Annotated in this window: 6 protein-coding genes; 3 read left to right on the top strand and 3 right to left on the bottom strand. The window is 54.8% G+C overall.

Annotated elements, in window-relative coordinates:
- From L4D19_RS29040 to L4D19_RS29030, 3 genes are all read left to right on the top strand, one after another.
- Nucleotides 1-1,240: beta-N-acetylhexosaminidase (locus L4D19_RS29040; RefSeq protein WP_428455262.1), on the top strand; the 1,240-nt coding region annotated here is incomplete at its 5' end.
- Between the two features lie 41 nt (nt 1,241-1,281).
- The gene (locus L4D19_RS29035; protein WP_428455261.1) at nt 1,282-3,687 is read left to right on the top strand and encodes a glycoside hydrolase family 94 protein; all 2,406 of its coding nucleotides are present in this window, start codon (nt 1,282-1,284) and stop codon (nt 3,685-3,687) included.
- Nucleotides 3,688-3,753: 66 nt separating this feature from the next.
- Nucleotides 3,754-5,166, top strand: a complete 1,413-nt coding sequence (locus L4D19_RS29030; protein ID WP_075762607.1) for a phosphoglucomutase/phosphomannomutase family protein — start codon at nt 3,754-3,756, stop codon at nt 5,164-5,166.
- Nucleotides 5,167-5,441: 275 nt separating this feature from the next.
- On the opposite strand, the gene L4D19_RS29025 is transcribed toward L4D19_RS29030, so the two are convergent.
- From L4D19_RS29025 to L4D19_RS29015, 3 genes are read right to left on the bottom strand one after another with little or no spacing between them, the layout of a single operon-like run.
- The gene (locus L4D19_RS29025; RefSeq protein WP_428455260.1) at nt 5,442-10,907 is read right to left on the bottom strand and encodes an amino acid adenylation domain-containing protein; all 5,466 of its coding nucleotides are present in this window, start codon (nt 10,905-10,907) and stop codon (nt 5,442-5,444) included.
- A complete protein-coding gene (locus L4D19_RS29020) occupies nt 10,904-12,658 on the bottom strand; it encodes an ABC transporter ATP-binding protein (protein ID WP_428455259.1) in 1,755 nt (584 codons plus the stop codon). The genes L4D19_RS29025 and L4D19_RS29020 overlap by 4 nt, the downstream gene beginning before the upstream one ends.
- On the bottom strand, nt 12,651-14,429 hold the full coding sequence (locus tag L4D19_RS29015) for an ABC transporter ATP-binding protein (protein WP_160649507.1): 1,779 nt from the start codon (nt 14,427-14,429) through the stop codon (nt 12,651-12,653). Before L4D19_RS29015 ends, L4D19_RS29020 begins: the two co-directional genes overlap by 8 nt.
- Nucleotides 14,430-14,500 lie beyond the last annotated feature (71 nt).

Raw genomic sequence — 14,500 nt, 5'->3', positions numbered from 1 at the left:
TGCAACCGCCAGCCTGCTGCAGCTGATCCCGACCCGCCCCACCCATCAGGCTCATGCGACCTATATGATCCCGATGGTGGAGATCCAGGACCAGCCCAATTACCCGTACCGCGGGATGATGCTTGACTGTGCCCGGCAGTTCCACCCGATAAAACGCCTCAAGCACCTGATCGATCACCTGGCTCGCTATAAATTCAATACCTTCCACTGGCACCTGACGGATGACGAAGGCTGGCGGATTGAAATTGATGCCTACCCGGAGCTGACACGGATAGGGGCCTGGCGGGGACCGAACGAGGTTATCCAGCCACAGTACACCAACATCAGCCAACGCTATGGCGGCTACTACAGCAAACAGGAGGTACGCGATCTCATCGCCTACGCCAATGATCGCGGGGTTACCATCATTCCGGAGATCGATATTCCCGGCCACTGCCGTGCGGCTATCAAGTCGTTGCCGGACCTGCTGGTCGACCCACAAGACCGCTCGCAGTACCGCAGTACCCAGTGGTACTCGGACAACATTCTGTCCCCGGCACTGAAAGGCACCTATACCTTTATTGCTAACGTGCTGGACGAAGTCTGCGAGCTCTTTCCTGCCCCCTACATCCATGTCGGGTGTGACGAGGTGCCGCAAGGTGTATGGACCCAAAGTCCTGCTTGTCAGGCAATGATGGAACAGCACGGCTATCAGGATCCGCGAGAGCTGCAGGGACATATCCTGCGCTTTGCCGAGGAGGTCGTCCAGGCCAAGGGCAAGCGGATGATGGGCTGGGAAGAGGCAACCAACGGCAACAAAATCAGCAAGGATACCCTGATCTTCTCATGGCAGAACGAAGAAGCCGGACTGGCCTGTGCCCGCGAGGGCTATGACGTCATCATGCAGCCAGCCCAGTATACCTACCTGGATATGGCGCAGGGTTACACGGCAGACGAACCCGGCTCAGATTGGGCCTGCAAGCTGCCACTCGATGTCGTCTATAGCTACAAACCCCTGTCGTCACTGGCCGACAACGACCCGGCCCACCGGCATATCCTGGGTATCCAGGCCGCATTGTGGTGCGAGCTGGTCAACAACCAGAGCCGCTTTGAATACATGATTTATCCACGCCTGCTGGCCATTGCCGAGCTGTGCTGGACTCATCCTGACAACAGAAACTGGAAAGACTTCAAGGCTCGTCTGAGCGGGCAGTTAGCCTACCTGGACAAAGCTGGCATTAATTACCGTCGTTGTGACTAGCAACTCACAGCAAGTAAAAACATTAAAAGGATTGGACAATAATGAAATACGGTTATTTTGATAACGACAACAGAGAGTATGTCATCACTCGCCCTGATGTCCCGACCCCCTGGACCAACTACCTCGGTACGGAAAAGTTCTGTACGGTTATCTCGCACAATGCCGGAGGCTACTCCTTCTATAACTCTCCGGAGTACAACCGGGTCACCAAGTTCCGCCCAAACGGCTCTTTTGACCGTCCGGGGCATTACGTCTACCTTCGCGATGACGAAACCGGCGATTACTGGTCGATTTCCTGGCAGCCGGTGGCAAAGAGCCTCGACGAAGCCAAGTATGAAGTGCGCCACGGCCTGTCTTATTCGAAGTTCAAGTGCGAATACAGCGGTATCTCGGCCTCGAAAACCTTGTTCGTTCCTAAGGGTGAAGATGCGGAGATCTGGGATGTTGTTATCAAAAATGACAGCGACAAGCCACGCACCATCAGTGCCTTCTCGTTTGTCGAGTTCTCGTTCAGCCATATCCAGTCGGACAACCAGAACCACCAGATGAGCCTGTACTCGGCGGGTACCTCGTATAACGAAGGCGTGATTGAGTATGACCTGTACTACAACACCAATGACTTCGAGGGTTTCTACTACCTAGCCTCGACATTCGATCCTGATAGCTATGACGGTCAGCGCGATTCATTCCTTGGCCTGTACCGCGATGAGTCCAACCCACTGGCGGTTGAGCAAGGGCAATGTACCAACACGGTCAAGACCTGTTACAACCACTGTGGCTCCCTGCACAAGCAGTTTGTTATCCAGCCGGGCGAAGAAGTGCGCTTTGTCTATATCCTTGGCCTGGGCAAGGGCAACGGCGAAAGACTGAGAGCGAAATACCAGAATCTGGACAATGTCGATACCGCATTCGCAGCCATCAAAGAACACTGGGCTGAGCGTTGTGCCAAGTTCCAGGTGAAGTCACCGAACGAAGGCATGGATACCATGCTGAATACCTGGACCCTGTACCAGGCTGAAACCTGTGTCGTCTGGTCCCGTTTTGCCTCCTTCATCGAAGTTGGCGGCCGTACCGGCCTTGGTTATCGCGATACCGCTCAGGATGCGATGGCCGTGCCTCATGCCAACCCGGAAATGACCCGCAAGCGCCTGGTGGATCTGCTGCGCGGCCAGGTCAAAGCTGGCTACGGGCTTCACCTGTTCGATCCAGACTGGTTCGATCCTGAAAAAGCCGATGTTGCCCCATCAAAGTCACCGACGGTTGTTCCGACACCAAGTGACGAAGACAAGATCCACGGTATCAGCGATACCTGTTCCGACGACCACCTATGGCTTGTACCGACTATCTGCCGCTACGTGATGGAAACCGGCGAAACCAGCTTTTTCGACGAGGTGATCCCTTACGCCGACGGTGGCGAGGCAACCGTCTATGAACACATGAAAGCGGCGCTGGACTTCACGGCCGAGCACGTTGGCCGCACGGGTATTGCCAAAGGACTGCGTGCCGACTGGAACGACTGTCTGAACCTCGGCGGCGGCGAGTCCTCCATGGTGGCCTTCCTACACTACTGGGCTATTCAGGAGTTTGTCGATCTGGCCAAGTTCCTGGGCAAAGACGAGGATGCCGCCCGCTACGAAGATATGGCCGGCGGGGTACAGAGCGCCTGTGAAAAACACCTTTGGGACGAGGACGGCGGCTGGTATATCCGCGGAATCACCAAAAATGGCGAAAAAGTGGGTACCAACGAACAGGTTGAAGGCAAAGTTCACCTTGAGTCCAACACCTGGGCTGTCGTATCTGGTGCCGTTTCCCAGGAGCGCGGTGAAAAGGCAATGAACGCTGTCGATGAATACCTGTTCTCCAAGTACGGCCTGCACCTCAACGCACCGTCTTTTGCGACGCCGAACGACGACATCGGTTTTGTAACCCGTGTCTACCAGGGCGTAAAAGAAAACGGCGCCATCTTCTCACACCCGAACCCATGGGCGTGGGTGGCCGAGGCAAAACTGGGCCGCGGTGATCAGGCGATGAAATTCTATGATGCGCTGAACCCGTACAACCAGAATGACATGATTGAGAAGCGCATTGCCGAACCGTATTCCTACGTTCAGTTCGTCATGGGCCGCGATCACCAGGATCACGGCCGCGCCAACCACCCATGGCTGACCGGCTCATCCGGCTGGGCATACATTGCCGCCACCAACTTCATTCTTGGCGTACGCGTCAGCTTCGAAGGCCTGGTGGTTGACCCATGTATCCCGACGGCATGGCCGGGCTTTGAAGTAACACGCCAATGGCGTGATGCGACCTTTAACATCAAGGTTGAGAATCCGAATCATGTCAGCAAGGGCGTGAAATCCATCATTCTTAATGGCGAAGTTATCGAGGGAGCAATTCCGGCACAGGCCGAAGGGTCTGTAAATACCGTTACTGTCGTAATGGGTTAATTACTTTTTAGGGGTGTTTTTCACCCCTACTTTTCATTTTCCACAGAGAGAAATAGGAGTTCCATCATGATCCAATTTGGAACTGGTGGCTGGCGTGCCCTCATCGGTGAAGAGTTCACCAAAGCCAATGTACAGCTGGTGGCGCAAGCGGTAGCCAATATCATGATTGCCGAAAAAGTCACCAACAACGGCTTCGTGATCGGCTATGACCGTCGCTTCTTATCCGACAAGGCCGCAGCCTGGTTTTCGGAAGTGCTGGCCGGCAATGGTATCCAGGTCAGCTTCATCGACAAGTACGTCCCGACTCCGATCGTCATGTTTAAGTCCAAACAGATCGGTGCCACCTACTCGGCATGTATTACCGCATCGCATAACCCGGCAGACTACAACGGCATTAAGGTCTTTATTGAAGGTGGCCGTGATGCCGACGAGGTGATCACCCAGAAAATTGAAGCGCAGGTTGCCAACCTGTCCGAGGCTGATATTCAAACGGCCGAGTTTGACAATGCACTGCGGGACAACCTGATAGAGATTATCAATCCGATGAACGAGTTCGTCGACTCGATCATCGACTTTATTGATGTCGAGGCCATCAAGCAGGCCAACCTGCGAGTATTGATCGACCCGATGTTCGGGGTTGCGAAAAATGCCCTGCAAACCGTTCTGATCAGTGGGCGCTGTGATGTCGATGTTATCAATGACACCCAAAACCCCGCTTTCGGCGGTTTGATGCCGTCACCGAGTGCCGCAACCTTATACCGACTGAAGCACATGGTGTCTCACGAGGGCTATGACATCGGTATTGGCACCGACGGCGATGCCGACCGACTGGGTATTATCGACGAGAAAGGCAACTTCATCCATCCCAACGAAGTGCTGTTGCTGCTCTACTACTACCTGCTGGAATACAAAGGCTGGACGGGCTCTGTGGTTCGCAATATCGCCACCACCCATCTATTGGACAAGGTGGCAGAAGCCCATGGCGAGAAATGCTTTGAGGTACCGGTTGGCTTCAAACACGTCAGCTCACAAATGGAGGCCGACGACTCGCTGATCGGCGGCGAAAGTTCAGGCGGCCTGACCATTCGCGGCCATATCAAAGGCAAGGATGGTGTCTTCGCCTCCAGCCTTCTGGTCGAAATGATCAGTACAACGGGCAAGAAACTGTCTGAGATGCTCGATGAAATCTATGACAAATATGGCTACGCCTATACCGCAGAGGGAGACTGCACCTTCAAGCCTGCCGAGCGCCAGCGCCTGTACGACAGAATTTATGTCGAGAAAGAGCTGCCAGAATTCGCCTACGAGATTGAGAAAGTCAGCTACGCCGATGGCGCCAAGGTCTACTTCAAGAATGGCGGCTGGGCACTGGCTCGCTTCTCGGGCACGGAACCATTGCTGCGCCTGTTTGCCGAGATGGAGAACCAGGAGCAGGCCGAGGCAATCATTAAGCAACTGAAAGATTTTCTACACGTCTAGCAGCAAAATTCAACCGTCCTGATCAGCGTCCACCACTGCCGAGTCGCTGGTAAAACAGGAATCGTTGCTCCATTGGTAACATGCGGCATAGCTGTTACATTTCGCAAGCCTTTGGTTTCGGGCTTTAGCGGTAAGGGTAGCCTGGCTACCCTTTTTTCTTGTCTTTTATTCTTACCCCGACTTTCCTCTTCGGCCTGTATAAAAACGTAAGGCCAGCTTAGGCTGGCCTTTATTAAAGTAGAACCGTTTTCTTCGACTCAATTTAGGCATATACATCAGGTAAATTGCGTAACCAGCTCATTCAACCCTGCACCGACCCGAGAAAAGTCCGCCCGACTGAAGCTGTTATTGTTTATCGCCGACGAAAGCATCAACTCATCCTCCCACGAATAGACAAACACCAGATCAAATAGCGCGTTCCTTTTTACTGCCTTACGGTCGTCATTAGCGATATAGACACTGCAATGCCCTGCTTTCTCCGGCGGCAACAGTTGCCTCAACACGACAACCGTCATCCCAGCGACCGCTTCCCCAACACGCTCAAAGAAACCCGGCAGGCTGTCTATGCCTGACAGGTCAATCGTGACGTGCTGGCACTGAGCATCGCCGTCGCCCAGATAAATATCAAGACGGTTAAGCTCCGTGGCAGCCGCCAGCGCGTAGACCGTCAGGCCAGTCAACAATATATCTCGGGACACGCCAAACTGCTCCCCGAGAACGTCCAGCTGTCGGCTCTGCCCGGCAGCATAACGGTAGTCCCACTCGGGGGCCGTGGCATCATTGTCGATTGGCGCAGACGGGAACGGGATCCCGGCACAAGGTATCATCTCGACCTCGGACTGCTGACTGTCATACCAGTCAGCCAGCCTACAAATCGTGGCATGTTCGAGGATATCTATCGCCATCACATCAATCCCCTGCTCTGCCAGCGCTTTTTGCACCAGTACAACATGGAACGAATTCCCGCCGACATCAAAGAAGTTATCATGGAGCCCGATATGCGAAACCGGCAATATTTCGGCCCAGGTCTGGTAGATCACCTGCTGGGTGGGCGTCTGGGTCTTCACCGGCTGTAATTGAGGCTTACTGCTTTCAATGGCCGGGAACGCCCTGCGGTCTGCCTTGCCGTTGGCGGTTAACGGAAACTCCGCCAATCGGGCCCATGCTTCCGGCACCATGTAGTCAGGCAGATGAGCCCTTAAATGCTGACGGAGCAAGTCTTCTTCGATGTCACTCTCTGACAAATAGAATGCACAGAGGTAGCTTTCGCTGAACCCTTGTATCTGGCGCTCTCTGACCAGACAAACCGCATCACGGATAGCCGGATACCAGGTCAGCACCTCTTCAATTTCATGCAGCTCTATCCGGTGGCCTTTCACCTTGACCTGGTTGTCCTGCCGTCCGCACACACAAAGATCGCCACCTGGCAGCCAATAGGCCAAATCGCCGGTACGGTACATCTTCTCTCCGGAACGGAAAGGATTGGCAACAAACGCCGTGGCCGTTTTGTCCGGCAACTGGTGATAGCCTCGTGCCAACCCATCACCGGCGATATACAGCTCACCCATCGTTCCCATCGGACAAAGTTGCTGAGCGTTATCCAACACATACAATTGGGTATTATCGATAGGTCGGCCAACCGTGCTCTGTATCGCATGGGTCAGTTCGCACACGGCCGACCACACGGTCGTTTCTGTCGGGCCATACATATTAAAGACTCGGGCCGGGCAACAGCGCTTTATGCTCTCGACCAGCTCGAAACCGACATACTCGCCGCCCATCAGCACCTCGTCGACTCCCGAGAAACACTGCAGGTCAGGCTCAAAGGCCAGAAACATCTTCATCCGTGACGGCGTAAACTGCAATGTGGTGATCGACTCAGTCCGGACCAGTGCGCTCAGGGCCGCCATATCTTGCTGCTGTTCTCGGCTGGCAATCACCAACTGGGCGCCGGTCAGTAGCGGAAGGAAAAACTCGAGCACAAAGATATCGAAGGAGAACGTCGTCAGTGCCAACACCGTTTTGTCGGCCGTAAAGTCCAGCGAGCGCTCCATCCCGTTGATGAAATTGACCACTGAGTGGTTTTCGATCATGACGCCTTTTGGCTGCCCGGTCGACCCCGATGTATATATCACGTAGGCCAGCTGGTGGGGATCATACGTCACCCCGACCGGCAACGACGTCGGATACTGCGCAATCCCCTTGTCACGACAGTCAAGGATCGTTTCGCCGGACAATTTACCAGCCAGCTCCGGAAGATCCGTGAGCAGCAACTCGACGTCGGCATTGCGGATCATGTACTGCAATCGCTCATCCGGGAAATCAGGATCCAGTGGCACATAGGTCATTCCGGCCTTCAGCACAGCCAGGATAGCAACGGCCAGATCAACAGACGGCGATACCATGATCGCTATCCGGGCAGGACGCCGGCCCAGCCGCTCCAGCAAGGCATACGCCAACTGGTTGGCACGCTGATCCAGCGCGAGGTAACTTAATGACAGCCCCTGACTGCGGCAGGCCTGCTGTTCGGGCCCCTGTGCAACCTGCAGGTGAAAACACTCAATCAAGGTCTGAGCACCGTCAACGGGCTGCGCGGTTTGATTAAATGATTCCACCAACTGCAACCGCTCGGCCGGCGGCAGTGTGTCGATGGTCCCCACTCGTTGCGGCGGCATGAACTGGGGAATACGCTGCAACAAGGTCTGCATATGGTCCGCCAGTTGGCGGATCCGGCTGCTGTCGACCATATTGACAGCATGGGAGAAAGCCAGGGTCAGCGAGCCCCCGTTACGGTAGGCATCAACAACAATATCAGCCTTCACCTGACGCTGAGCAATATGTATCTCTTGGGCTGAAATGCCCTGCGACTCAGACTGCCACGACATCGCATCATGCAGAGCAAACATGGTATCAAACAGCGGTTGCCGACTGGCGCAACGGGGCGCTTTGACCGCCTCGACAAGATGCTCGAAGGCAAAGTCCTGATGGGCTACCGCGCCGGCAAACTGCTGCTGGATCGCTGCCAGATAATCTCCGAAGCTCATTTCACTCTGATACGGAGCCCGGACGGGCAACACGCGCATGAACACCCCGGGAACATCCGCTATCTCAGGCAAGTCCCGCCCGGCTACAGGCACCCCAATAACAATATCATCCTGTCCGCTCAGCTTGTGCAGCGTCAGGGCATAGGCTGCATACAACAAGACGAACAAAGTACAGCCCTGACGGCTGGCTACCTGTTGCAACTCACTCAATAGTTCCGACTCGATATCCAGATACAGCGTGTCTCCCGCACCGTCAAACTGCAACGGGCGCTCCTGGCCGGGCGAGAGCTGCAAAGGTTCCGGCAAGTTGGCCAGCTCCTGCTGCCAGTAGTTCAGGTTGTCTGCCTCGAGCCGGGCCTGCTGCTGCAGGTTATAGCCGATATAATCATGGTATTGCCACGGCAGAGGAGCCGGCAGCGATGCTCCCTGGCTTAGGCTCTGATAGCTATCCAGCAGCCTTGTCAGCAACTGAGTAGCACTCATTCCGTCAGCAATACTGTGGTGAATATCCAGCGCCAAAAAAGTGCTGCCGTCCGCTACCGACCACAACCCGACCCTCATCAAGGGAGCTTGTTCGAGGATAAAGGGACGCACAAAGGCTGCCTGTGCCATAGTGAGCTGCTGCTTATCCGCCAAGGAAGCCGATTCGACCGGTATGGTTACCTCGGGCATAACCCTGGTTACCACGTCTCCGTTGTCGATATCAAAGACCGAACGCAGTATCGCCAGTTGCCCGACACAGCTATCGACGGCCTGCTGCAGAATCGATATATCAAGCGACCTGTCAATTTCTACCACTCGGGTCAGGTTATAGCTGGTATTTTGTCGATGGAACTGGTGGGCCAGGATGATATTACGTTGCAGGACTGAAACCGGACCAACCTGATCCTGCGGCACTTTCTCTAAGCGGCAGGCTGGTGGCTGCGCCGCACTGGTCTGCGCATATTCCAGCTGTGTTGCCGGCGTAAGATTCTCAAATAACGCCGCCATCTCGACCGCCACAGCGAACGCTTTTTCCATCTCAGCCTTGAGCGACATCAGCAACAAAGAGTGGCCGCCACGGCGGAAGAAATGATCGTCCATCCCGATCCGTTCTTGCTGCAATACCTGACGCCAAACCGCCAGTATTTTCTCTTCCTGCGGCGTCTGCGGACCACGATAGGCATCGAACCTCAACTCGACACCGGATAAGTTCGACAGCGCCTTGCGGTTGATCTTACCATTGGGCAGCATTGGCAGCGTATCGACCAATTCCCACTCGGCCGGCACCAGGGCCTGATGCAAACGCTGACCGACAAAATCAAAGACTTGCGCCCCGTCAGCCTTGTCCGAGACGATAAATGCCTTCAGCCTTGCCGAGGGCAGTCCGCTGTCAATAACCTGAACAACACATTGCCCGACAGTCGGCGCCTGCTGAACGACTCGCTCGATCCCCAGCAGATCCGCCCGCACCCCGCGAACTTTAATCTGGTTATCTTTACGTCCGAGGCATACCAGCTGACCGTCTGGCTGGCTGACACCAATATCTCCGGTAAAATAATAGGGCGGCGACTGGCGGAAACAGCGCCGGTTTTCCTCTTCCTGCCCCAGATAACCGTAAGAGCGCATCGCCGTTTCAATCACGATTTCCCCAGAGTCACCGGTGGCACAAGGCTCACCCTGCGCATCCAGAATGTGCACCTTCACCTGTTCGTCAAGTGGGCGGCCGATGGGGATGACATCCAATGCCTGATCATCAGGAGTAACCCGGCGAAAGACTTTGGCCAGTGTAGTTTCTGTCGGGCCATACAGGTTCACCAACTGGCATTGTTCCTCGCCGTAGCGGGCATAGAACTGCTCGAGATCCTGCCCCCGAAGCTGCTCCCCGGCCAGGAATAAGTATTCCAGGCTCAGTGGATGCGGAGCGCCATCCTGTGTAGCATCACCCTGAAGCAAACGCTGCCTGAACAGCGTGGGTACCATATGAAGAACACTGATCTCCTCGCGGTTGAGCCACGGCAGCAACTCGTCGCTCAACACCAGATCACGCACCGCGGGCATTACCAGCACAGCCCCGGCGACCAACGGCAGCAACACTTCCCGCAAGTACGGATCGAAGGCCGGTATCGTCACTTGCCCGACACGGTGGCGGGCAGAAATACCGAATTCGTGCTGCTGCCACTGGACAAAATGGCTGAGCCCCCGGTAACTGCCGAGGATAGCCTTCGGCTCCCCCGTCGAGCCCGAGGTAAAGTAGATGTAGCACCGGTCCTGAAAACGGGGGGGCTCCAGCGCTGAAAGCGGAGCAGGCTCCAGAGAGGGAGTGATCTCGTCCCACACCACAATTTTGGGTGGCTCGGGCAACAACGCCACGATCTTCTCCAGTTTGGCAACATGACGCGCCGAGGTCACGATGCAGGCAGGGGCGATACGCTGCATCATGGTTGCGGCCAGTTGCTCCGGCAAACTGACATTAACAGGAGCGAAGACATGCCCGGTATGCAGACAGGCAAGCAGCGTACTGACCAGAGTCGGGCAAGAGTCTAGATACAGGGCAATATTTCCCTGTCCCTGCCGGCGAAGACACTGTGCAATAGAGGCCGTTTGCTGCCTCAGGGCACGATAGCTTAAGGAGTCCTCTCCCCACTCGATCGCCGCAGCCTCCTCCCTCGTGGCACATTGCCGGGTAAACATTTCGACTAAATCGTATTGCCTCATGCTACTACCACCTCTTCCTGATCAGATTGCATCACCAAGTCAAAATAGGCACCTTGACTGCGCATCAAGGTATCGTGATCGCCGTGCTCCACCAGCTTTCCGTCTACCAAGACAAAGATTTGATCCACGTTACGGATTGTCTTGAGCCGGTGCGCAATCACGATGGCGGTTTTTTGCTGTAGCAACTCATCCAGTTCAGCCTGGATCTCGGCCTCTGTCCGGGCATCCAACGAAGCCGTCGGCTCGTCCATAATCAAGACCTCGGCGTCTTTGACCAGGGCCCGTGCTATTGCCAGACGCTGCTTTTGTCCACCGGATACATTGCCGCCACCTTCCGTTATCTGGCTCTCATACCCGTTAGGCAGTTGAGCAATAAAGCCCGAGCATCCCGATCGTTCGGCAGCCAGCTCGATATCAGCCATGGCACAACCCGACCTACCGTATGACAAGTTAGCCTTGACGGTATTGGAAAACAGGAACGAATCCTGGGGAATAAACGAGAAGTGTTGGCGCCAGCTATCGACATCTAGCTGTCTGGACTCGCGGCCATAGGCAGCAATACTTCCTTCAGACGGTGCATACAGCCCCATCAGCAGTTTCATCAGGGTAGATTTACCCGACCCGCTCGGGCCGACAATGGCGACCGTTTGCCCCTGCTGGACCGCAAAGGAAACGTCGCGGATCACAGCCTCGCCCGCGGGATACGCAAACGACAGGCCCTTCACCTCGATCACAGGCTGACTCAAATCCGGCTCTTCCGGCTGCTGCTTGTCGGTTAACTCGCCAGGCAGTGCGAACAGCTCGAAAATGCGCTTGGCTCCTGCGAGAGATTTTTGCAGGTAGGCCACCAGCCCGCCGAGCTCGCGGAACATCATATTGAGCGCCGTCAGCAACTGGATCATGGCGATGATTTCGCCCAGCGGCGTCACACCCATCGCCATCAGAATTGCGCCGAGTACCAACATGCCGGAGAAATTAAGGATCTTGAGGCTGAAGTTAGCCAGTTCCAGCTTCGCTCTTATTCCGCTGTTCTCTTTGGTGTTATCCAGCCATTTCCCGTTACTTTTCTCATAGTTGTCCTGCTGGGCCGACTGCATATGGTAGATCCGGACCTCTTTGGAGCCGTAGACCGCATCCATGGCCGTCGCCGACATTCGTCCGAGCGTGGCCTGAATACGATCACTGACCACCCGCATCTTTCCGGCATAGTAGTGATTGACGACAGCCGTCAGTACGGCAACGATCACCAATACCACCCCAACCTTCCAGTCTATGACCATCATGGCGATCATGGCGCAGATCCCCGTCAGTACGGTAAAGACCAATTGCCTGAACTGATAACCAAACACCTCGGATACGGCGTCAACATCACTGTTGACCCGAGATATCAGCTCACCGGGATGGTATTGCTCGATATCTCCGACCCGTCCGGCCGACAGGTGATCAAACAGCTGCAGGCGTAAATCAGCCAGTGTCTTGAACAAACTATGGAAAAATAACTTACCGAAAATAATGAAGGTCAGGCCGGTAAATATCCCCATTCCGATCACGGCAATACTGGAGCGCTGAAGCTGCACCATATCCTGCGAGACGATGGCATTAATCATGTCTCGCATGATAAAGGCCAGCGAAATCATAATAATCGTCTCGCTGAGCGCATGGCCCAATACGCCGGCCATATATCCCAACCGCCGCTTTTTCATCAGCGTAAACAGCTGCAATAACTCGTCCCATTCCGCTCTTTTAAGCATGACTCAGCTCCTCATTGGCTGCATGGTCGTAATAAGCCTGATGAAGACGGTAGAAATGTCCTTTCCTGTTCATTAGCTCGCTATAAGTTCCATTTTCAATCACGCGGCCCTGATCCAGCACCACCACCCGGTCCATCATCGACGTAATAGCCAGCTTATGGGTGATCACGATAACAGTTCGCTCGTCGGCCTCCCGCAGGATGGCCTGTTCAACCAGGCTTTCACTGGTTTGATCCAGCGAGGCCGTCGGTTCATCCATCATCAGTACCGGTGCCGGCTTCAGGAACGCCCGGGCCAGGGAAATACGTTGCTTCTGCCCGTAGGAGAGCGACACGCCGTTTTCGCCCAAAATAGTCTCGTACCCTTGTGCCTGTTCGCGAATAAAACTATCGGCATAGGCTTTTTGAGCAGCCGCTATCACTTCGCTCTCGGTCGCATCCGGTTTGGCAAGGCGAATATTTTCCATTATCGAAATAGGGAAAAGAAAAGTTTCCTGATTGACCACCGACAACTGCCGGCGATAGCCGTCATCCTCCGGCTCCCTCTCATCGAACATCCGATCCGCCGCCAGGCTTATCTCGCCGGTATGCAGGTAGAATCCGGCCAGAACCTTCAGCAAACTGCTCTTTCCGCTGCCGCTTTCACCGACAATCGCCACTTTCTCGCCGGGCTCAATAATCAAATTGATATCTTGCAGGGCCTGTACCGCCTGGTTATTTTCGGGTTGGTAAACCAGTCCGACCTTGTCCAGTTGTAGCTGTGGTCGTTCGAGATGAGAAAGCGTCAGGTGATCCAGCTTTTCATCGGCCTCGTCCAGCAAGTGAAAAATACGCTTGCTGGCGCCCAGTGCATCTTTGCAGCCTGCAATATGGGTCGGCATCTGGGCAACCGGGTCAATGACAAAATTGAGCAGATAGAAGAAAGCAATAAGCTCCCCGAGACTAAAATCGCCGGCAAGGGCACGGCCACCGCCGACAATCAGGCAGACAATACTGGGAACTAGCCGGATCATCACCTGTACCGGCCCCATCCAGGCGTATCGGTCTACCAGCTTGAGTTGGCTGGACAGCCCGGTGTCCATCTGCTTTTTAAAATCTTGATAGAGGTAGCCACGCAAGTGAAATACCTTCATGGTAGCAAAGCCTGCCAGCATCTCGGCCAGAACACCAAATCCCCGACCGAAATAGGTTTGGGTGTTCATCGACAGCTGGGACATCGACCGCGTCATTAGCATGATCAGGAAAAAACCGACAGGGATCGGAATAATGCTCAGCATCAGCAGTTGTGCATCCAGCACCGCCAGGTAGGCCGCGCCCATGACAAACATGATCGGGTGGAGGATCAATAACGGCAGGCTGACTTCGGCAAAGGTATTAATTTTGCGAATATCACTACTAAACCGGGCAACAACATCTCCCGCATCGTAGTTCTCAAGGGCCGAAATTGACATTCGGGTCACCTTCCGGAACAAGCGCTGGTTCAGCCGGTGAACAAAGCTGCCGCTGAAATAGCCCGCCAGCTTGAAGCGGTAATAGGTCGCGGTCGCACCGACGGCCAATACCGCCAGTAACAGCATGATATTGCCAACCTGGCTACCCAGTTGCTGATCCGCAGACTCATCAATAATCGTTTTTAGCAAATAGGTCTCAGCAACACCGGCTGCGACGGTACCAAAGGCCGCAACAATAACCCCCAGCAGCAGCCCCCGGAAAACAAAGGCATCCTTTAACAACCGGATCAACAATTTCAGATCCGAGCGGGAAATATCCATCTTCTCTTTACCCCACAAATAATAATATTGGCGCCTAGCCAGCAAGGCCCTCTGCCAGGGCAGAGGGCCAG

This window comes from Photobacterium kasasachensis, assembly GCF_050336885.1.
In the GTDB taxonomy this organism is placed as follows: domain Bacteria; phylum Pseudomonadota; class Gammaproteobacteria; order Enterobacterales; family Vibrionaceae; genus Photobacterium; species Photobacterium kasasachensis.
This window is presented reverse-complemented; position numbering and strand designations above follow the sequence as displayed.